The sequence below is a fragment of the Streptomyces sp. NPDC050085 genome (assembly GCF_044460595.1).
Classification (GTDB): domain Bacteria; phylum Actinomycetota; class Actinomycetes; order Streptomycetales; family Streptomycetaceae; genus Streptomyces.
In genome coordinates, this window is the sequence record NZ_JBITJZ010000009.1 from 49,063 (window position 1) to 67,358 (window position 18,296).

General features: G+C 71.3%; 17 protein-coding genes. 12 read left to right on the forward strand and 5 right to left on the reverse strand.

Features of this window, described 5'->3' with window-relative positions:
* Positions 1–112: 112 nt before the first annotated feature.
* Positions 113–1,504: an oxidoreductase gene (locus ACIBUY_RS29490; RefSeq protein WP_365572808.1), complete on the reverse strand. Its 1,392-nt coding sequence runs from the start codon at positions 1,502–1,504 to the stop codon at positions 113–115.
* Positions 1,505–1,755: 251 nt separating this feature from the next.
* Here ACIBUY_RS29490 and ACIBUY_RS29495 point away from each other — a divergent pair, with 251 nt between their 5' ends.
* From ACIBUY_RS29495 to ACIBUY_RS29515, 5 genes are all read left to right on the forward strand, one after another.
* A complete protein-coding gene (locus ACIBUY_RS29495) occupies positions 1,756–1,890 on the forward strand; it encodes a keywimysin-related RiPP (protein ID WP_365572805.1) in 135 nt (44 codons plus the stop codon).
* Between the two features lie 62 nt (positions 1,891–1,952).
* Complete coding sequence (locus ACIBUY_RS29500; RefSeq protein WP_399154242.1) at positions 1,953–3,920, forward strand: asparagine synthase-related protein; 1,968 nt, start codon at positions 1,953–1,955, stop codon at positions 3,918–3,920.
* Entirely contained in the window at positions 3,917–4,168 is a 252-nt protein-coding gene (locus tag ACIBUY_RS29505; protein ID WP_365572799.1) for a lasso peptide biosynthesis PqqD family chaperone, read from the forward strand. Before ACIBUY_RS29500 ends, ACIBUY_RS29505 begins: the two co-directional genes overlap by 4 nt.
* Positions 4,165–4,608, forward strand: coding sequence for a lasso peptide biosynthesis B2 protein (locus tag ACIBUY_RS29510; RefSeq protein ID WP_365572796.1), 444 nt, complete (start codon positions 4,165–4,167; stop codon positions 4,606–4,608). Before ACIBUY_RS29505 ends, ACIBUY_RS29510 begins: the two co-directional genes overlap by 4 nt.
* Positions 4,598–6,346: an ABC transporter ATP-binding protein gene (locus tag ACIBUY_RS29515; RefSeq protein WP_399154243.1), complete on the forward strand. Its 1,749-nt coding sequence runs from the start codon at positions 4,598–4,600 to the stop codon at positions 6,344–6,346. Before ACIBUY_RS29510 ends, ACIBUY_RS29515 begins: the two co-directional genes overlap by 11 nt.
* 23 nt (positions 6,347–6,369) lie before the next feature.
* Here ACIBUY_RS29515 and ACIBUY_RS29520 read toward each other — a convergent pair whose 3' ends face one another.
* Positions 6,370–6,978 carry a YceI family protein gene (locus tag ACIBUY_RS29520; protein WP_365572940.1) on the reverse strand — a complete coding sequence of 203 codons (609 nt, stop codon included), beginning with the start codon at positions 6,976–6,978 and terminating at the stop codon, positions 6,370–6,372.
* A 264-nt stretch (positions 6,979–7,242) separates the two neighbouring features.
* Between ACIBUY_RS29520 and ACIBUY_RS29525 the strand changes: the two genes are divergently transcribed.
* Positions 7,243–7,752 (forward strand): hypothetical protein, encoded by a 510-nt coding sequence (locus tag ACIBUY_RS29525; RefSeq protein WP_399154244.1) that lies wholly within the window; start codon positions 7,243–7,245, stop codon positions 7,750–7,752.
* Between the two features lie 20 nt (positions 7,753–7,772).
* Here the strand turns inward: ACIBUY_RS29525 and ACIBUY_RS29530 are convergent, their stop codons facing one another.
* Positions 7,773–8,195 (reverse strand): MarR family winged helix-turn-helix transcriptional regulator, encoded by a 423-nt coding sequence (locus tag ACIBUY_RS29530; protein WP_399154245.1) that lies wholly within the window; start codon positions 8,193–8,195, stop codon positions 7,773–7,775.
* Positions 8,196–8,377: 182 nt separating this feature from the next.
* Between ACIBUY_RS29530 and eno the strand changes: the two genes are divergently transcribed.
* The 6 genes from eno to ACIBUY_RS29560 all read left to right on the forward strand — a co-directional run bounded on the left by eno (position 8,378) and on the right by ACIBUY_RS29560 (position 17,016).
* Entirely contained in the window at positions 8,378–9,685 is a 1,308-nt protein-coding gene (gene eno / locus ACIBUY_RS29535) for a phosphopyruvate hydratase (protein WP_365572785.1), read from the forward strand.
* Positions 9,686–9,812: 127 nt separating this feature from the next.
* Positions 9,813–13,646 (forward strand): endo-alpha-N-acetylgalactosaminidase family protein, encoded by a 3,834-nt coding sequence (locus ACIBUY_RS29540; RefSeq protein ID WP_399154246.1) that lies wholly within the window; start codon positions 9,813–9,815, stop codon positions 13,644–13,646.
* 169 nt (positions 13,647–13,815) lie between these two features.
* Positions 13,816–15,402 carry an acyl-CoA carboxylase subunit beta gene (locus ACIBUY_RS29545; protein ID WP_399154247.1) on the forward strand — a complete coding sequence of 529 codons (1,587 nt, stop codon included), beginning with the start codon at positions 13,816–13,818 and terminating at the stop codon, positions 15,400–15,402.
* A 33-nt stretch (positions 15,403–15,435) separates the two neighbouring features.
* The gene (locus ACIBUY_RS29550) at positions 15,436–15,627 is read left to right on the forward strand and encodes an acyl-CoA carboxylase subunit epsilon (protein ID WP_365572776.1); all 192 of its coding nucleotides are present in this window, start codon (positions 15,436–15,438) and stop codon (positions 15,625–15,627) included.
* 166 nt (positions 15,628–15,793) lie between these two features.
* Positions 15,794–16,417, forward strand: coding sequence for a TetR/AcrR family transcriptional regulator (locus tag ACIBUY_RS29555; protein ID WP_399154248.1), 624 nt, complete (start codon positions 15,794–15,796; stop codon positions 16,415–16,417).
* 44 nt (positions 16,418–16,461) lie between these two features.
* Entirely contained in the window at positions 16,462–17,016 is a 555-nt protein-coding gene (locus ACIBUY_RS29560) for an SRPBCC domain-containing protein (RefSeq protein ID WP_365572770.1), read from the forward strand.
* Between the two features lie 69 nt (positions 17,017–17,085).
* Here the strand turns inward: ACIBUY_RS29560 and ACIBUY_RS29565 are convergent, their stop codons facing one another.
* Together ACIBUY_RS29565 and ACIBUY_RS29570 are read right to left on the reverse strand one after the other, a co-directional pair.
* On the reverse strand, positions 17,086–17,676 hold the full coding sequence (locus ACIBUY_RS29565; protein ID WP_207826694.1) for an ATP/GTP-binding protein: 591 nt from the start codon (positions 17,674–17,676) through the stop codon (positions 17,086–17,088).
* Complete coding sequence (locus tag ACIBUY_RS29570) at positions 17,657–18,262, reverse strand: DUF742 domain-containing protein (RefSeq protein WP_365572767.1); 606 nt, start codon at positions 18,260–18,262, stop codon at positions 17,657–17,659. The genes ACIBUY_RS29565 and ACIBUY_RS29570 overlap by 20 nt, the downstream gene beginning before the upstream one ends.
* Positions 18,263–18,296 lie beyond the last annotated feature (34 nt).

The following is an 18,296-nucleotide window of genomic DNA, read 5'->3' on the forward strand; positions in this document are numbered from 1 at the left end:
GTGCCATGGCTAGGCATTTATGGCGTCGCGTGTGCCAGTGATGGCGTCGCCGTCAGGTGGATGCATTAAAAGAGCAGGTCAGGGGCATGGTGTCACCGTGGCGCCAGTGGCGTCATCCTCGGCTCAGTGTGCGTGTCACGCCCGCCACGACCGCCGTCGTCAGCACCCAGCCGACCGCGACGAGCCCGTACGCGAGCCCCTGCACCTCGGGCTGCGCCCAGTGCCAGACGTCGCGCTGGCCGAGGCCCCCGATCGGGACGAGCAGATCGAGGGTGTACGCGAACGGGTTGAAGGGCGGCCCCTCGCCCCGCTTGTTCGCCACGGGAGTGTGGAGGTGGAAGACGAGCGAGCCGACGAGGGTCAGCAGGGCCAGCCAGATCCCGGCGATCCAGGGCCGGTAGCCGTAACCGACGGTCGCGTCGAGGAGGCCGCCCCAGATCCGCCCGAGCGGCCGCTGGGTCTTCCTGCGCTGCCGCTCCCGCATCAGCAGGACGCGGCGCGCCTCGTCGTCGTGGCCCAACCGGCGGTAGTACGCGGCCAGTTGCTCGTACGGCTGCGGTGCGTACGCCTGCTGGTGGCTGAGCCAGCGGAGCCGGTTCGCGCAGTCCTCGCGCTGGCTCCGCGCCGTCGGCTCCAGCCAGTCGTACGTCAGCCCGTCCAGGCCCAGCGGATCGCGCCAGGTGGGCGGCGCGTCCTGGATCCGGGTCGCCCGCGCGTTGCGCAGGTTCACCCCGCCCGCGGGCGGCCTGGCGAACCGCAGGTCGAGCGCCTCCACCTGTGCCCCGACGCACATCAACGACGAGCCCACGCCGAGGAGTTCGGCGTCCTTGAAGGAGAGCATGTCGTCGATGCGGGCCCCGCGCAGCCGCACCCGCCCGTCCGCCCGGAACCCGTGGTTCAGGCGCACGCTCGACGCCCGCAGCGAGTCCCCGTTGAACGCGACCTCCGTCGGCTCCGGCAGCACGATCCGCGCCCCGCCCATCCACAGCCCGCCGGGCAACTCGGCGCCGGGGAACAGGACTTGGCCGTGCGCCACGAAGCCGTCCTCGCAGAACACCCCGCCCGCCATGACCAGGCCGCCCGCGTTCAGTGCGATCGCCTCCGTCGACACCAGGTGCGCCCGGTCGAGCCGGAGCCCGCCCGTGATGTGCGCGTGGACCAGGTTCACGGCGCCGCGGCGGCCGCCGCTGATGGTCGATCCGCGCAGATCGAGCCGCCCGCCGATCTGGGCGGTCGGCGCGACGAAGCCGGGCAGTTCGCACTCGGTGACCGTGAACGCCAGCGTGCTCGCGCCCTCCAGGGTCACCGGCTCGTCGAACCGGCACCCCTCGAACCGCACGAGCCGTCCGATCTCGGCCCCGTCGAGCGCCAGGGCCCCGCGGATCCGGGCGCCGCGCAGCACGTACGGCTCCGCCCCGGCCTCCGCGTCGAGGATGTCCCGCCGGACCCGCTCCGCGGAGACGCCCCGGAATCTCCCGATGGCCCGAACTCGTCCCCTACTCATGCGTACCCCCGCCGACTTGCCGCAGCTCTTGCCGATAAGCCCGATTCTGCCGTGAAGCGATCAAGTCGTCCTGTGAATTCGATCGCGTTCCGTGCATGGATGCTCACCAACTGGCAATGATCGCCGTGGTGTTCACACGATGCACACGAAGCACACAGTGCACACCAACCGCACCAAGTGCACCAAGCGCAGCAACCGCACCAAGCGCACCTGTCACATCCGTTGCACGTACGTGAGAGGGAGAGATGGCCTTGAACAAGCAGGCGCAGGACACGAAGAAGAGTTACGTGAAGCCCGCCATGGTCAAGCAGGGCGACTTCACCAAGACGACGGCCGGCTACTTCGTCGGCGCCTACAAGGAGTGGGTCGTCCGCCGCTTCACCTGACAGGCCAGGCCGGCCGCAGCCGGCTCGACATCCGAAGTGCGAGATCCGAGGAAACGGTGAAGATGCCCGGCCGCCCCGTACAGCCGCCCCACGCACGCGACTGCTTCGTCGTCCTGCCGGACACCCCGGCGGGCCGGGCGGCGGCCGGGCGTCTTCCCGCCGACGGTGACGACTACGAGGTGTTCCGGTATCCGTCCGGCCGCCCCTGGGTCGTCCTCCGCACCCCGCTGCGCCGCGTGAGCAGTGCTCTCGCGGGGTCGGACGCCGTCGTCCTCATCGGGCCCGACGAGGTCCCGGAGGCCGATCTCGTACGGGAGTTGAGCGCCGCGCGCGACAACGCCGACCTGCATCGGCGCCTGGCGCGCTCGCTGCCCGGTGTACATCACGTGATATCTCGTATACGAGACATGACGTGGGTCCGCGGCACCGCCTCCGGCCTGCGCCGCGTCTATGCCACCACCCCCACCGGCCCCACCGGCCCCACCGGCCCCACTGGCCCCATCGACCCCACCGACCCCACCAGTCCCACCGGCCCCGGTCCCGGCGGACTCGTCTCCGACCGCCCCGCCGTCCTCGCGCACCTCACCGGCGCCGCCCTCGACGAGGCCGCGCTCGCGCTGCGCCTCCTCGACTTCGTGCCGCACCCGCTCGGCGGCCGCCCCGTCTGGCGCGGCATCACCGAGATCGACCCGGCGCACGCCCTCGCCCTGCGTGCCGACGGGACGTACCGCACGCACCGCTGGTGGCACGCCCCGGACCCCGAACTGCCCATGGCGGAAGGCGCGTTGCGGCTCGGGGAAGCGCTCGACCGTGCCGTGCGCGCCCATCTCGCCGGACGCACCCGCGTGAGCTGCGAGCTGTCCGGCGGCTTCGACTCCACGTCCCTCGCCTTCCTCGCCCGCCGCGCGGGCCCCGCCGACCTCGCCCTGCTGACCGTGGCGTCCAGGGAGCGCGGCGCCGAGGACGAGACGTGGGCCCGCCGGGCCGTCGACCTGGCCCGCGCGCGAACCCCGACCGGAACCGGCCCCCGCCTCACCCACCTCACCGTCCCCGCGGCCGAGGCGCCCCTCTTCTACGCCGGGGTCGCCGAACGGCTGCAGGGCCCCGCCGACCTGCCCACCGACGAGCCCCTGCCCGTCGCGCCCGCCCGCGCCCGCGCCCGGATGCTGCTCGCCCGCGCCGCGGCCACCGGCGCCGAGTGCCACCTCACCGGCTACGGCGGCGACGAGCTGTTCATGGCGCTCCCGGCCGCGGCCGGCGACCTGTTCCCCGGGCAGCCGGTCGCCGCCTGGAACCGGATCAGCGCCGTGCGCCACCAGCTCGGCTGGCCGCTCGCCGCCACGGTCCGCGCCCTGCTGACCCGCCCCTCCTTCCGCACCTGGCTCGCCGGCGCCGTCACCGGCGACCTGGTCCCGACCGCCCGAACTCCCCATCTGTCCTGGGGAGTTCGCCAGTCGCTGCCGCCCTGGCTGACGCCCGACGCGCGCACCCTGATCGTCGGCGCGTTCCGCGAGGCCGCGGCGAGCGCCGAACCGCTCGCCCCGCGCCCCGGACGCCACCTCGACCTCGACACCGTCCGCATGGGTGCCCGCCACTTCCAGGCCATGGAGGAGTACGGGCACGCGCTCGGGCTTCCGGTGGCCGCGCCGATGTACGCCGACCACGTCATCGAGGCCACCCTCGCCGTACGCCTCGCCGACCGGCTCGACCCCGGCCGCTACAAGCCGCTGCTCGCCGAGGCCGTGCGCGACGTCGTGCCCGCGCCGCTGCTCGCCCGGACCACCAAGGACCACATGAGCAGCGACACCGTGCAGGGCCTGGTCCAACACGCCGACGAACTACGGCAGTTGTGGGACCCGGACGCCTCCCACCTCGCCGCCCTCGGCCTGGTCGACGCGGAGCGGCTCGACGCGCTCGCCGCCGACCCGTACGCGCCGCTGCACACCCGCTGCTCCATCGACTCGGCGGTCGCCTGCGAGATGTGGCTGCGTGACGCCGACACGACCTCCGAAAGGGTTCTCGCCCCGTGATCCTCAGCCCCGGCATCACCGTCACAAGCACCGACTTCGGCGGCGTCCTCCTGGACCAACGCACCGGCACGTACTGGCAGTTGAACGAGTCCGGCACCGTCGCCGTCACCGCGCTCGCCGACGGCCTGAGCCCCGAGGAGGCCGTCGAGCGGATCCTCGCCGCCTTCGACGTCGACCGGGCCCGCGCCGAGGCCGACGTCGCCGACCTCGCCCGCCAGCTCGTCGAGGCGCGGATGGCGACCCCGTGAGCACCGAGATGACGATGCCGGGCCGCGGCGTGCGCGGCCCGAAGGTGCGGCTCGCGATCGCCGTGGGCCTGCTCGTGGGCCGCCTGCGCCCCGACCGGCTGCGCCGCGTGCTCACGCTCGCCCGCCGCGGCGCCCGCCCCGCGACGTACGAGGAGACGCGGGCCGCGTACGAGGCGGTCGTCGCCACCAGCCGCCGCTGCGCGGGCTGGTACGGCTGTCTGCCGCGCTCCGTCGCGATCGCCGTGCTGTGCCGGACGGCGGGCACCTGGCCCACCTGGCACGCGGGCGTCCGCGCCGCGCCCCCGTTCGCCCCGCACGCCTGGGTCGAGGCCGGGGGCCGGATGGTGGAGGACGGGGCACAGGCGGCGGACTACCGCCCCCTCATGACCGTCGCCGCGGCCCCGAAGAACGCGGAGGTACCGGCCCCGCATGCCCGCTGACCTGGGCCGCCTGTTCGCCCACGCCCGCCCGCACGCCCGCACCCTGGCCCTCGGCGGCGTCCTCGCGCTCGCCGGATCGGGCGCCGGGCTCGCCATGCCGTTCATGGCGAAGTACGCGGTGGAGGCCTTCGCCGAGAACCGGTCCCCGGCCCCCGCGCTGCTCCTGCTCACGCTCGTCGTGCTCGCCGGGGCCGCGCTCACCGCGGCCGGCAGCTATCTCCTGGCGCGTACCGGGGAGGCGGTCGTGCTCGGCGCCCGTGAACGCCTCGTCGCCCGCATGCTCCGGCTGAAGATCGCCTCCGTGGACGGCCTCACCCCGGGCGACCTGCTCACCCGCGCCACCGGCGACACCACGCTCCTGCGCACGGTCCTGTCCCGCAGCCTCGTCGAGTCGCTGACCGGCGCGCTCACCCTGCTCGGCACCGTCGTCCTGATGGGCGTCGTGGACCTGGTGCTGCTCGGTGTGACGGTGCTCGTCCTGGCCGTAGTCGCGGCCGCGCTCGGTCTGCTCATGCCGCACATCCGGCGCGCGCAGACCCAGGCGCAGGAGGCGGTGGGGGAGATGGGCGGGGCGCTCGACCGGGCGCTGCAGTCCTTCCGTACGGTCAAGGCGAACGGCGCCGAGGACCGCGAACAGGCCGCCGTCACGGCCGTCGCCCGCCGGGCCCGGGACAAGGGCCTCACCGTCGCCCGCTGGACGTCCGCGTCCGACGTGTCGATGGTGGTGTCGGTGCAGGTGGCGTTCCTGTGCGTGCTCGGCGTCGGCGGCGCCCGCGTCGCGTCGGGCGCGCTCGACATCGGCTCGCTGATCGCGTTCCTGCTGTACCTGTTCTACCTGGTCGCGCCGCTGGGCCAACTGACCGAGGGCTGGGTCGGCCTGACCAACGGCATGGCCGCGCTCGACCGGATCACACAGATCGAGGACCTGCCGGGAGAGGACGCGCAAGAGGCCCAACCCATCGCCCCGGCAAGGGAATTCACCGACACACCAGGCCCGGTGGACGTGACGTTCACCGACGTCGTCTTCCGCTACGACGAGGAGCGCGCCCCCGCGCACGACGGCCTCACCTTCGACGCCCCGGCCGGCGGCCTCACGGCACTCGTCGGCCCCTCGGGAGCGGGCAAGTCCACGGTCTTCGCACTCCTCGAGCGGTTCTACGACCACGCAGGCGGCACCGTGTCCGTCGCGGGCCGCGACGTGCGCGACTGGCCGCTCGCCGACCTGCGCGCGAGCCTCGGATACGTGGAACAGGACGCGCCGGTCCTCGCGGGCACTCTGCGCGACAACCTGCTGTACGCGGCCCCGCAGGCACCGGAGAGCGACGTCCTCGACGTCGTGGCGCGCACCCGGCTCGACGGCCTGGTGGGCAGGCTCCCCGACGGGCTCGACACCCGCGTCGGCCACCGCGGCGTCCTGCTCTCGGGCGGCGAACGCCAGCGGGTCGCCATCGCCCGCGCGCTGCTGCGCCGCCCGCGCCTGCTGCTGCTCGACGAGGTCACCGCGAACCTGGACGCCGTCAACGAACAGCACCTGCGGGACGTCGTCCGCGACCTCGCCCCGCACACCACGGTCCTCGTGATCGCGCACCGCCTGTCGACGGTCGTGGACGCGGACCGCATCGTCGTCCTGGAGAACGGCCGCGTCCGCGCCCAGGGCCCCCATGCCGAACTGCTCGAAAAGGACGCACTGTACGGCGAGTTGGCGGCCACGCAACTCGTGGCCGCCTCAACTCGCTGAGTACGACGGGTGGTCCGGTCGGCTCAGGCGCTCTTGATCGCCGAGATGTCGAAGTTCAGCTTGATCTTGTCGGAGACGAGGACGCCACCGGTCTCGAGCGCCGCGTTCCAGGTCAGGCCCCACTCGGAGCGCAGGATCTCGGCCTTGCCCTCGAAGCCGACGCGCTCGTTGCCGAACGGGTCCTTCGCCGCGCCGTTGAACTCCAGGTCGATGGTGAGCGGCTTGGTCGTGCCGAGGATGGTCAGGTCGCCGGTGATGCGGTAGTCGTCGCCGCCCAGCGACTCGGCGGACGTCGAGCGGAACGTCATCGTCGGGAACTCCTCGATCTTGAAGAAGTCCGCGCTCTTCAGGTGGCCGTCACGGTCGGCGTTGCCCGTGTCGATGCTGGCCATCTGCACGTCGAACGACGCGGTCGACTTGTCCGGGGCCGAACCGTCGAGGTGCAGCTCGCCGGTGAAGTCCGTGAAGCTGCCCTTCACGTTGGTCACCATCGCGTGGCGGGCGACGAAGCCGAGCGAGGTGTGCGCCGGGTCGACGGTGTACTCACCGGTGAGGGCGCTGAGGTCCTGGCCCGCCTGCGCGGCGGCCGGGGTGGCGGTGGTCTCGTCGTTCTTGCGGCCGAAGATGCCCATGACGTGCTCCTTGGGGGACGGGCGGCACGGGGGTGCCGACATGATGTTGAAAGTTGAACCATCAACAGAGACGACTCTAGCGCGATGATGTTCAACTTTCAACATCAATCGCAACGTGTCCCTTCGATTACACCCGGTGGATCTTCCGGGCGCTCTTCCGGACGCGCGTAGAAACGGGCACCATCTCCTTGCTCGCTCCACCTGCATCACAGCCGTCTCACAGCTCACTCAGCCCGTGCAGTCGACAGCAGGAAAGGACCCCCGATGCGCATCCGCTCGGCATTCACCGCCCTCGCGCTCACCACCGGCGCCCTCGTTGCCCCCGGCTTCGGCGTGCTCACCACGGCCACCGACGCCTTCGCCGTCACGAAGATCAGCCACGCCACCGCCACCTCGATGTTCCGCGAGGTGGGCATCACCTGGTCGTCGTCCGGCGGCTGCTCCGACCGCAACAACGCCACCTGTACGTCCTTCGACCAGCTCAATCTCCCCACGGCCCAGGGCGCCCAGACCCTCAAGCGGGCCAGCGGCTGCGCCCTGAACATCACCGGTGGCACGGAGACGGGCCATGCGAGCGGCACGTACTCGCACTGGAACGGCTACAAGCTCGACTACGGCAAGAACACCTGCGTCACGAACTACATCAAGGGCACCTTCACGTACATCGGCCTACGAGGTGACGGCGCACCGCAGTACAAGTCCGGCTCCGGGAACATCTACGCCGACGAGGGCAACCACTGGGACGTCCTCTACTACAACTGCGGCGGCTGCTGACCTCGTGGCCGCAGGGCGCGCTAGTGCGCGGCGAGCCGCTCCATGAGGGTGGCGCCGCGCGCCAGCAACTCCCGCTCCTGCGTGGTGAGTTCCCGCTCGATGGCCTGCGCCAGCCAGCCTGCCCTGCGGCCGCGCTCCGTCTCCAGGGCGGCCCGCCCGGCGGGCGAAAGCTCCACCAGGGACTTGCGGCCGTCCGTGGGGTGCGGGCGGCGGGTGACCAGGCCCTGCTCCGCGAGGAGGCCGACCGCGCGGGCCATCGACTGCGGACGCACGCGCTGGTCCGCCGCGAGATCGCTGGTGGTCATGGCGCCGTCCCGGTCCAGGACGCCGAGTACGGCGACCTGGCCGTGCGGAATCCGGTCCTCGTGCTGCACGCGGCGCGTGAGCCTGCCCATCGCGGTACGCAGTTCGACGGCTACGGCGGCGGATTCCGGGGTGGGCATAGGGCACTTTAACCCGCAGCTCTGCTGTGCAGCAGGGCTGCGCAGCCTGACTGAACAGCAGAGCTGAACAGCAGAACTGAACAGATGGACTGAACAGCAATGCTGTAGAGTTTTTCTCGTCGGGCTCAGCGCCAGCGTCGTCGCAGCCGGGGCCCGGCAGGCAACCACCCTGAGGAACTCTCATGTCCGTCAAGGCAGTTGGACCCACCGTCATCGAATCCGTCACCGCCCGCGCCGTCCTCGACAGTCGCGGCAACCCCACCGTCGAGGTGGACGTCGCCCTCGCCGACGGATCCCTGGGCCGCGCCACCGTCCCCTCCGGCGCCTCCACCGGAGCCCGCGAAGCCGTGGAACTGCGCGACGGCGACCCGAGGCGCTGGCACGGAAAGGGCGTCGACAGCGCGGTCGCCCACGTCAAGGGCGAGATCGCCGCCGCGGTCACCGGGCGCGACGCCGACGACCAGGCCGGCCTCGACGCCGCGCTGATCGCGCTCGACGGCACGCCCACCAAGGCCAGGCTCGGCGCGAACGCCCTGCTCGGCGTCTCCCTCGCCGCCGCGAAGGCGGCCGCCGCCGCACACCGCCAGCCGCTCTACCGCTACCTCGGCGGCGCCGACGCCCGCGTCCTGCCGATGCCGATGATGAACATCGTCAACGGCGGCGCCCACGCCGACAATCCGCTCGACTTCCAGGAGTTCATGATCGCCCCGGTCGGCGCGGCCACGTTCGCCGAGGCCGTCCGCATGGGCTCCGAGGTCTTCCACACGCTGCGCCGCGACCTCCTCGCCGCGGGGCACTCCACCGGCGTCGGCGACGAGGGCGGCTTCGCACCCGCGCTGCGCACCGCCGAGGAGGCCCTGGACTTCGTCATGGCCGCGATCGAGCGCACCGGGTACCGGCCGGGCGCGGACATCGGGCTCGTCATGGACCCGGCGTCGTCGGAGTTCCACCGGGACGGCGTGTACGCGTACACGGGCGAGGGCGTGCGCCGCACCTCGGCCGAACAGGTCGACTACCTGGCCAAGTTGATCGACGCGTACCCGATCGTGTCCGTCGAGGACCCGATGGCCGAGGACGACCTCGACGGCTGGCGCGCACTGACCGGCCGCGTCGGCGACCGCTGCCAGCTCACCGGCGACGACGTGTTCTGCACGAACGAGGCACTCGTCCGCGAAGGCATCCGGACGGGCGTCGGCAACGCGGTCCTGGTCAAGGTCAACCAGATCGGTACGTTGACGGAGGCGCTCGGCACGGTGTCCGCCGCGCGCCGGGCCGGCTGGGCGGTGGTCGTCTCGCACCGCTCGGGCGAGACGGAGGACACGACGATCGCGGACCTGGCCGTCGCCACGGGCTGCGGCCAGATCAAGACGGGCTCCCTGTCCCGCTCCGACCGCACGGCCAAGTACAACCAACTGATCCGGATCGAGGAGGAGTTGGGTTCCCGTGCGATCTACGCAGGGGCTCTGAAATCCAGCCCCTCCGGCGTTTGAGGAGCGGGGTCCGGGGCAGAGCCCCGCGACGGCAACTTGGACTTCCCGGAACCGATTGTTGGACTGCGGCAAGGGGTGCCGCCCGGAAACGTTGACCCGCTATGGGCTCCGCCGATACCCAGACCCCATGTCCCGAAGATCCCGAGCCCCTCATGCCCTGGCCCTGGCGACAGCCACCGTGGTCGCGCTCGCGGCCCCGGTGGCCGCGAAGGAGGCGCAGGACGAGCCCCCCGGCCTCGTCCTGGCCTCCCCGCAGCTGAAGGTCACCGTCGCCGAAGACTTCCCCCGCGTCCTGGCCTACGCGGACGCGACCGGCGCCCGCCTCCTCGGCAGCACCAGGCCCGTCACCGAGGTCACCCTCAACGGCAAGGCGTACGCCGTCCATCTCAAGGCCGCACCCGCGGTCAGCGGCGCGCAGGCGGCGTACACGCTCACGTTCCCCGACCTCCCGGGCGTCGAGATCGACGCGACGCTCGCCGTCTCCGGCCGGACCACGACCTTCAAGGTGACGGCCGTGCGCGACACCGCCGCCTTCCGGGTCGGCACGATCGACATCCCCGGCCACGACCTGGTCTCCGTGGGCAGTACGGACACCGGCGCGCAGACCGCGTTCACCAAGCTCGACCCGGACTCCACCCGCACCGCCGACGTCTTCGGCAAGGTCACCGCGGACACCCCGGCCGAGCAGTCCGCGACCGGAGCCTCGTACGCGATCGTCAACACGGGGCAGCTCGCGGCGGCCGTCGAGTCCAACTCCACGTACGACAAGCCGAGCGGCGCCACCGGCGGCGACGACGCCCGGTTCTGGCACCAGGCCCGCAAGGACGCCGACGGCAGCACGCGCGTCGGCGTCTGGTCCGGGCAGTGGACGTACCGCGGCGACGGAGCGCCGACTCCCGCCTCCGGCGCGGACCTTCCGTGGGCGAAGGTCGTCGTGACGCCCGACGCCAACGCCGACGGGAAGGTCGACTGGCAGGACGGCGCCGTCGCCTTCCGCTCCATCGGCATCAAGCCCAAGGGCGGCGAGGGGACCGCGGACCGGGTCATCACCCACATCCCGTTCAACTTCGCGAGCCAGGCCCAGCACCCGTTCCTGCGCACCCTCGACGACGTGAAGCGGATCTCGCTCGCGACGGACGACCTCGGCCAGTTCGCGCTGCTCAAGGGGTACGCCTCCGAGGGCCACGACTCCGCGCACCCCGACTACGGCGGCAACACCAACCAGCGCGCGGGCGGCCTGAAGGACCTCAACAAGCTGCTCGAGGCGGGCAAGAAGTACGGCGCCGAGTTCGGCGTCCACGTCAACGCCACCGAGGCGTACCCCGTCGCCAAGCACTTCAAGGACGACCTGATCGACCCCAAGGCGCCCGGCTGGAACTGGCTCGACCAGAGCTACTACATCAACCAGCGCCGCGACATCGACAGCGGCGACCTCGCCGCCCGCTTCAAGCAGCTGCGCGACGAGACCGACACGAACCTCACCACGGTCTACGTCGACGTGTACTACACGCACGGCTGGATCGCCGAGCAGACCGCGAAGGCCATCAACGGCCAGGGCTGGAACATGGCCACCGAGTGGGCCGACAAGTTCGAGCGGCAGTCCCTGTGGTCGCACTGGGCCAACGACCTCGACTACGGCGGCGCCACGAACAAGGGCCTCAACTCGAAGATCATCCGGTTCATCCGGAACAGCGAGAAGGACGTCTGGAACAACGACCCGGTCCTCGGTCAGAGCGCCCTCGTCGACTTCGAGGGCTGGACGGGCGAGAACGACTGGAACGACTTCTACGCCAACGTCTGGCAGCGCGACCTGCCCGCCAAGTACCTCCAGCACCAGCAGATCACCCGATGGGACGGCAACGACGTCACCTTCACCGGCGGCCTGCGCGGCACCGTCGAGAACGGCAAGCGCGCCTTCTACGATCACGGCCGCCTGGTCCTCGACGGCGACAGCTACCTGCTGCCCTGGAAGTCCGAGGACGGCGAGGCGAAGCTCTACCACTACAACAAGCAGGGCGGGACGACCAGTTGGGCCGTGCCGCGCGGCTCGTACACCGTCTACAAGCTCACCGACAACGGCCGCGTGAAGACCGGCACCGTCCGCACCGGTGCCGATGGCAAGGTCACCCTGAAGGCCGACGCCGGTCAGCCCTACGTCCTCTACCCGGCCGCCCGCACCCCGCGCGCCACCGACCCGGCCTGGGGCGAGGGCACCGGAGTGAAGGACCCCGGGTTCAACGACGCCCGCCTGACCGGCTGGGACAAGAGCGGCACGGTCGCCCGCGACACCGACGCGAACGGCCGCAACAGCGCCGCCCTCACCGGGACCGCAGCGGCCGCGATCTCCCAGCCCCTGAAGGGACTTGAGCCGGGCAAGCGCTACACCGCATCCGCCTGGGTCGAGGTCCAGCCGGGCGCCTCCCGCCGTACGACACTGTCGGCGGGCGGGGCCACCACGGGCACCGACCGCTCGACGCTGGCGAACACGATGGCGGCGAGCGACTGGAGCGGCACCCACATGCAGCGGATGAAGGTGAACTTCACCGCGCCCGCGCACGGCAATCCGACCCTGCGCATCGCCGCGGCCGCCGACACGAAGGGATCCAAGGTCCGCGTCGACGACGTACGCGTCGTCGCGAACGCCCCGACCACCGAGCCCGGCACGGTCGTCCACGAGGACTTCGAGGACGTCGACCAGGGCTGGGGCCCCTTCGACAAGGGCGACGCGGGCGGCGTCACCGACCCGCGGACGCACATCGCGCAGAAGAACGCCCCGTACACGCAGGCCGGTTGGAACGGAAAGCTGACCGACGACGTCATCGGCGACGGCTCCGAATCCCTCAAGTCGCACGAGGAGAACGACGGCGTCGTCTACCGCACGTCCACGTCCGACGTCCCCCTGAAGGACGGCCACGCCTACAAGGTCGACTTCTCCTACCAGTCGAGCCACGCGGGCGCCTACCAGTGGATCAGCGGCTACGATCGCGGCGCCGACGCCGTCGAGACGGCCGCCGTCCCGATCGCCCAGCAGCGTACGACCGGACACTTCACCACCACGGTCACGGCGGGCTGCGGCGACACCTGGACCGGTCTGCGCAAGCTGCCCGGCGCCCCGGACGGCGCGGACTTCGTCCTCGACGACTTCACCGTGACCGACCTCGGCCCGGCGAAGGAACCGGCCGCCTGCGGCACCCTCGCAGTGCGGGCGGGGGAGACCCTGGAGCCCGGACAGCCCAACAAGGTGGAGACGACCTTCACCAACTACGAGGCCCAGCCGGTCACGGACGCGTCCGTCTCCCTTGCCCTGCCCGAGGGCTGGAAGGCCGAACCGGCCGGACCCGTCGCGCTCGACCCGGTCGCACCCGGCGCCACGGCCACCACCACCTGGCAGGTCACCCCGCCCGCCGACGCCGCGTACCAGCCGTACGAGCTGCACGCGAAGGCCACGTACACGGTCGGCGGCGCGAGCCGTACCCTCGCGGCGCTCGCCGCGGTCCGCACGCTCCCGCCGCCGCCCACCAAGGACACGTACGCCAGTGACATGGACTGGACGTCGGCGGAGAACGGCTGGGGCCCGGTCGAGCGTGACCTCTCGGTCGGCGAACAGGGCCAGGGCGACGGCACCCCGCTCAAGATCGGCGGCGTCTCCTACGCCAAGGGTCTGGGCACGCACGCCCCCGCCAAGGTCCGCTACTACCTCGGCGGCCGGTGCACGTCCGTCACCGCCCAGGTCGGCGTCGACGACGTACAGACCAGCCGGGGGAGTGTGCAATTCTCGGTGGCGGCCGACGGCACCGAGAAGGTGAAGTCGCCGGTCCTCAAGGCCACCGACGCGGCCTGGTCGCTGACCGCCGACGTGACCGGCGCCAAGTATGTCGACCTGATCGTCGGGGACGGCGGCGACGGCAACGGGAACGACCACGCGGACTGGGGCGACGCCCGCTTCCACTGCGGAGTGTGACAGGCCTCTCACGCGTCGCCTTTGTGTGACCCCTACAAGCCGACGGGGGCCTGAGCAGTAGCTTCGGCTGCATGACGCCGGGGTTCTGTTCGGGCCTACCAGGAAAACGGGCCGGAGACTGTACAGAGTCGACGGCCCGTTTTCTTGGTCGGCTTCGTAAGGTCACTACATGACCGTTTTGGACGACTCCCCCGAGGGCGAGCCCACCGACGCGCGTGGGCGCGTGGCCGAGCTGCACGCGATCCGTGAGCAGGCCCTGCGCGGACCCAGCGACAAGGCGACCGAGGCGCAGCACGCCAAGGGCAAGCTGACGGCGCGCGAGCGCATCGAGCTGCTCCTGGACGAGGGATCGTTCAACGAGGTCGAGCAGCTGCGCCGGCACCGCGCGGTCGGCTTCGGCTTGGAGGCGAAGAAGCCCTACACCGACGGTGTCATCACCGGCTGGGGCACGGTCGAGGGCCGCACGGTCTTCGTCTACGCACACGACTTCCGGATCTTCGGCGGCGCCCTGGGCGAGGCCCACGCCACGAAGATCCACAAGATCATGGACATGGCCATCGCGGCCGGTGCCCCGCTGGTCTCCCTGAACGACGGCGCGGGCGCCCGTATCCAGGAGGGCGTCTCCGCCCTCGCGGGCTACGGCGGCATCTTCCAGCGCAACACCAAGGCGTCGGGTGTCATCCCGCAGATCTCGGTGATGCTCGGCCCGTGCGCGGGCGGCGCGGCCTACAGCCCGGCACTGACGGACTTCGTCTTCATGGTCCGTGAGACCTCGCAGATGTTCATCACCGGACCGGACGTCGTCAAGGCGGTCACCGGCGAGAACATCACGCAGAACGGCCTGGGCGGCGCCGACGTGCACGCCGAGACCTCGGGCGTCGCGCACTTCGCGTACGACGACGAGGAGACCTGCATCGCCGAGGTCCGCTACCTGATCTCGATGCTCCCGCAGAACAACCGCGAGAACCCGCCGACCGTCGAGTCCGACGACCCGGCGGACCGCCGCTCGGACGTCCTGCTGGACCTGGTTCCGGCCGACGGCAACCGCCCGTACGACATGGCCAAGGTCATCGAGGAGCTCGTCGACGACGGCGACTACCTCGAGGTCCACGAGCGCTGGGCGCGCAACATCATCTGCGCGCTTGCCCGCCTGGACGGCCAGGTCGTCGGCATCGTCGCCAACCAGCCGCAGTCCCTCGCGGGCGTCCTGGACATCGAGGCCAGCGAAAAAGCTGCCCGCTTTGTCCAAATGTGCGACGCTTTCAATATCCCCATCGTGACCCTCCTCGACGTGCCGGGGTTCCTCCCCGGAGTCGACCAGGAGCACGGCGGGATCATCCGGCACGGCGCGAAGCTGCTGTACGCGTACTGCAACGCCACCGTGCCGCGGATCTCGCTCATCCTGCGCAAGGCGTACGGAGGTGCCTACATCGTCATGGACAGCCAGTCCATCGGCGCCGACCTCACCTACGCCTGGCCGACCAACGAGATCGCCGTGATGGGCGCCGAGGGTGCGGCCAACGTGATCTTCCGCCGGCAGATCGCTGACGCCGACGACCCCGAGGCCATGCGCAAGAAGATGGTCAAGGAGTACAAGGCCGAGCTCATGCACCCCTACTACGCGGCCGAGCGCGGCCTCGTGGACGACGTGATCGACCCCGCGGCCACCCGCGAGGTCCTCATCCGCTCGCTCGCGATGCTGCGCAGCAAGCACGCCGACCTGCCGGCCCGCAAGCACGGCAACCCCCCGCAGTAACCCGCAGTACCCACTCCCTAGGAGACCTGCCGCATGTCCACCCCTGACATCCGCGTCGAGAAGGGCCACGCCGAGCCCGAGGAAGTCGCGGCCATCACCGCCATCCTCCTGGCCCGCGCCTCCGCCACCCCCGAGGCCCCGGCCCACCACGGCCGCAAGACCCGTGCCGCCTGGCGCCGCCTCGAGCGCGAGCCCGGCTTCCGCGCGCCGCACAGCTGGCGCTGACGCACCCCGCACGCATCGAAGGTCCCGTCTCCCGGGGAAGGAGGCGGGGCCTTTTCGTGTGCCGTTCTCGTGAGCCCGCACATTTTCGATACATCCGTTGCGAAAATCCCGGGGAGGGCTCTACGCTGCTTTACGAAACGGCCGTAGCGAAAAAGAGGGCGGGCGCATGGACACCGAGAAGGAGCCGACGGTCCGGCGCGGCAGGCCGCGCAGCGAGGGTGCGGACGCACGGATCGTCGACGCGGCTCTCGCGCTGCTGATCGAGCGCGGATACGACCGGTTCTCGGTCGACGAAGCGGCGTCGCGGGCAGGAGTCGCGAAGACCACGCTGTACCGCAGATGGCCCACCAAGGACCATCTGATCGTCGCCGTGGTCGGGCGGTTCCAGGACACCGTGCCGGTCGAGTACAGCGGCGACGTCCGGGCCGACCTCGTCCGCTACCTCACCGCGATCGTCTCCGGGCTCGACCGCATGCGCCGGGCGGGCCGCCCCGCGACGTCGGGGGACAGCTCCGCGGGGCTGGTCGCGGAGGTCGCCGCCGCGGCCGCCCGCCACCAGGACGTCGGCGCGGCCGTCCAGGAGATGTTCCGGCGCCGCAACGCGCTCGTGCTGGGCCTGCTCGAACAGGCAAGGGACCAGGGCGAGTTGCGCACCGGCATCGACCCGGAGGTCCTCTTCGACCAGCTCGCCGGCGCGCTCTACTACCGGCTCCTCATCACGGGGCGCCCCCTCGACGAGGCGTACGTGGAGCACCTCGTCGCCGACGCGCTGCGTGGCGCGTCCGCCTGACCGTCCATCATCCCCGCCGGACACCGACGAAAGAGGAACCCCTGATGGCTCGTACGTCGCTGCTCACGCGTAGACCCCGACTGCTCGTGGTGCTGGGGGCGTTGGTCGCCCTCCTCGCCGGATACACCACGTGGGCCCAGCTGCACGCCACGCGGCTGACCGCGTCGATCGAGATAGACGCCTCGCCCGAGGACGTCTGGCAGGTGCTGTCGGACCTCCCGGCCTATCGGGACTGGAACCCGTTCATGACCTCCGCCCGCGTGACCTCGTCCGGCGGCAGGCTCGACGAGGGGGCCCGGCTGAAGATCGTCCTGCACGACTCGGGCGGCGACAGCACCTTCGAGCCCCGGGTCCAAGTGGCCGACGCGGGGCGGGAGTTGAGGTGGCTGGGGAAGATGGGCCCGGGGTGGATCGCGGACGGAGAACACCGCTTCAGCATCGAGCGGCTCGGCCCCGGCCGCGTCCGCCTGACCCAGAGCGAACGCTTCACCGGAGTTGCCGTGCCCTTCGCCGCGGGCTACCTGAACTCCCGTACCCTGCCGCAGTTCCGGGCCATGAACGAGGCCCTCGCCGAGCGGGCCGAGGCCCTCGCCGGCTGAATCCGGACACGCCGAAGGGCCGCACCCAGGGGCAAGGGGTGCGGCCCTTCGGCACGAACTGGGCCGTGACTAGCGCAGTCGCGCCATCAGCGCGTGCTCGACGAGCGTGATCAGCGTCGACTTGGCGTCGGCCCGGTGTCGGGCGTCCGTCGTGATGATCGGGGTGTCGGGGCCGATCTGCAGCGCCTCGCGGACCTCGTCCGGGTTGTACGGCTGGTTGCCGTCGAAGCCGTTGAGGGCGATGACGAAGGGCAGGCCCGAGTTCTCGAAGTAGTCGACCGCGGGGAAGCAGTCGGCGAGGCGGCGGGTGTCGACCAGGACGACGGCGCCGATCGCGCCGCGCACGAGGTCGTCCCACATGAACCAGAAGCGGTCCTGTCCCGGCGTGCCGAACAGGTAGAGGATCAGGTCCTGGTCGAGCGTGATGCGGCCGAAGTCCATGGCGACCGTGGTGGTCGTCTTGTCCCCGGTGTGGGTCAGGTCGTCGATGCCCGCGGACGCGGACGTCATGACGGCCTCGGTGCGCAGCGGGTTGATCTCGGACACGGCGCCCACGAAGGTCGTCTTGCCGACACCGAACCCGCCGGCCACCACGATCTTCGCGGACGTGGTGGAACGACTTGGAGTTGCCGGCCCTCCGCTAGAGCTTGCGAAGTCCACTGAGCACCCTTTCGAGCAAAGTCACGTCTGGCTGGCCGCCGGCGTTCTCGTCGCCGCCGGGCTGATGGATGGCGACCAGGCCCGCCTCCGCCAAGTCGGCGACGAGAATCCTGGCCACGCCGAGGGGGATCGTCAGCAGGGCCGAGATCTCGGCCACCGACTTGATCTCCCGGCAGAGGTTGCAGATCCGCTGGTGCTCGGGCAGTTGGCCCTGCAACTGGTGCGGCTGCGCGGTGGTGTGCACCAGCGCCTCGATGGCGAGCTGGTAGCGCGGCCTGGTGCGGCCGCCCGTCATGGCGTACGGGCGCACCAGGGGATTGTTCGCAGCGGGCGCGGGCCTCGCGTCAGGGCGCGGCTGCGGCTGAACAGGCTGGATGCGCGGCGCCGGCGGCTGGTCGTAGGGACCGGGCTGCCGGGTCGGCCGGGCATGGCTCGGCGCCGAAGGGCCAGAAGGCACAGAGGGGGTCGAGGGGAAGTTGTACCGGTTCGAGCCGTCGCCCGCACCGGCCTGACCCTGACCCTGGGCAGGGCCGTAGGGCGGCCAGTTGGCCGACGAACCGCTCGGGGGTGTTGCTGAACCAGACACGTACTCCTCCTCCGACTGCGCTGGGCACCATCAC

Coding starts and splice junctions, on each gene's coding strand:
- ACIBUY_RS29490 (WP_365572808.1), bottom strand. CDS start 1,504: ATGAGTAGGGGACGAGTTCGGGCCATCGGGAGATTCCGGGGCGTCTCC.
- ACIBUY_RS29500 (WP_399154242.1), top strand. CDS start 1,953: ATGCCCGGCCGCCCCGTACAGCCGCCCCACGCACGCGACTGCTTCGTC.
- ACIBUY_RS29515 (WP_399154243.1), top strand. CDS start 4,598: ATGCCCGCTGACCTGGGCCGCCTGTTCGCCCACGCCCGCCCGCACGCC.
- ACIBUY_RS29520 (WP_365572940.1), bottom strand. CDS start 6,978: ATGGGCATCTTCGGCCGCAAGAACGACGAGACCACCGCCACCCCGGCC.
- ACIBUY_RS29525 (WP_399154244.1), top strand. CDS start 7,243: ATGCGCATCCGCTCGGCATTCACCGCCCTCGCGCTCACCACCGGCGCC.
- ACIBUY_RS29530 (WP_399154245.1), bottom strand. CDS start 8,195: ATGCCCACCCCGGAATCCGCCGCCGTAGCCGTCGAACTGCGTACCGCG.
- eno (WP_365572785.1), top strand. CDS start 8,378: ATGTCCGTCAAGGCAGTTGGACCCACCGTCATCGAATCCGTCACCGCC.
- ACIBUY_RS29540 (WP_399154246.1), top strand. CDS start 9,813: ATGTCCCGAAGATCCCGAGCCCCTCATGCCCTGGCCCTGGCGACAGCC.
- ACIBUY_RS29545 (WP_399154247.1), top strand. CDS start 13,816: ATGACCGTTTTGGACGACTCCCCCGAGGGCGAGCCCACCGACGCGCGT.
- ACIBUY_RS29550 (WP_365572776.1), top strand. CDS start 15,436: ATGTCCACCCCTGACATCCGCGTCGAGAAGGGCCACGCCGAGCCCGAG.
- ACIBUY_RS29555 (WP_399154248.1), top strand. CDS start 15,794: ATGGACACCGAGAAGGAGCCGACGGTCCGGCGCGGCAGGCCGCGCAGC.
- ACIBUY_RS29560 (WP_365572770.1), top strand. CDS start 16,462: ATGGCTCGTACGTCGCTGCTCACGCGTAGACCCCGACTGCTCGTGGTG.